The 1,324-nt window shown below is 70.5% G+C and carries 1 protein-coding gene; it reads left to right on the top strand.

What is annotated here, in order from left to right:
• Positions 1-1,324: condensation domain-containing protein (locus tag ACZ6DL_RS38110; RefSeq protein ID WP_466058606.1), on the top strand; the 1,324-nt coding region annotated here is incomplete at both ends.

Here is a 1,324-nt window from a genome sequence, read left to right on the forward strand (position 1 = left end):
CCCTGCCCGCCCCGCAGGTCAACAGTGCCGTCGCTTTCCGGGCGCCGGGTTCGCCGGTGGAGCAGGCCGTCGCCGAGGTGTTCGCCGGGCTGCTCGGCGCCGCGGAAGTCGGCCTGGATGACGACTTCTTCGCCTTGGGCGGCAACTCGCTGCTGGCCACCCGGGTCGTCGCCCGCATCAACGAAGCCCTCGACGCGAACGTAGTGGTACGCGAACTGTTCGAAGCACCCACCGTGGCCGCGCTGGCCGCGCGAGTGGTGCCCGGCGCCGGCGGCGGCACCCGCCCGCGCCTGACCCGCACCGAACGCAGCCAACCGATCCCGCTGTCCCTGGCCCAGCAACGGATGTGGGTACTCAACCAATTCGACCCCACCTCCCCCGCCTACAACATCCCCCTCGCCATCCGCCTGCACGGCGCCCTGGACGTCTCCGCGCTGCGCTACGCCCTGGCCGACGTCCTCGAACGCCACGAATCCCTGCGCACCCGCTACCCCGCCGACGGACCCGGCGGATGGCCGTTCCAACAGATCCTCACCGTCGACCAAGCACTACCCGCCGGACTGGAACTGGTCACCACCGACGACCCCCTCACCCCGATCACCGAGCTGATGCTCACCGGATTCGACGTCACCGAAGAAGTCCCCGTCCGCGCCCTGCTGGCCGAAACCAGCCCCGACGAACACCTCCTGGCGATGGTCGCCCACCACATCGCCGCCGACGGCGCCTCCATGGCACCCCTGGCCCGCGACCTGGTCACCGCCTACCTCGCCCGCATCGGCGGCAACTCCCCCCGCTGGGCGCCCCTGGAAGTGCAATACGCCGACTACGCCATCTGGCAACGCCACGTCATCGGCACCGACGACGACCCCACCTCCGTCGCCGCCCGCCAACTCGCCTACTGGCGCACCCAACTCGACGGACTGACCGGCGAAGCCGAACTCCCGCTGGACCGCCCCCGCCCACCGATCCCCTCGATGCGCGGAGCCAACACCGGATTCGGGCTCTCCCCCGAAACCCACCACGCCCTCACCGAACTGGCACGCGACCACAACTGCACCCTGTTCATGGTCATCCACGCCGCCCTCGCGGTCCTGCTCGCCCGCCTGACCGGCGACCCCGACGTCGCGATCGGCACCCCCATCGCAGGCCGCGGCGAACGCGCCCTCGACGACCTGGTCGGCATGTTCGTCAACACCCTCACCCTGCGCACCCGCGTCGAATCCGCCATGAGCTTCACCGAACTCATCGACCGCGCCCGCGAAACCGACCTCGCCGCCTTCGCCAACGCCGACATCCCCTTCGAACGCGTCGTCGAAGTCGTCGC

Source organism: Nocardia sp. NPDC041819 (assembly GCF_055590505.1).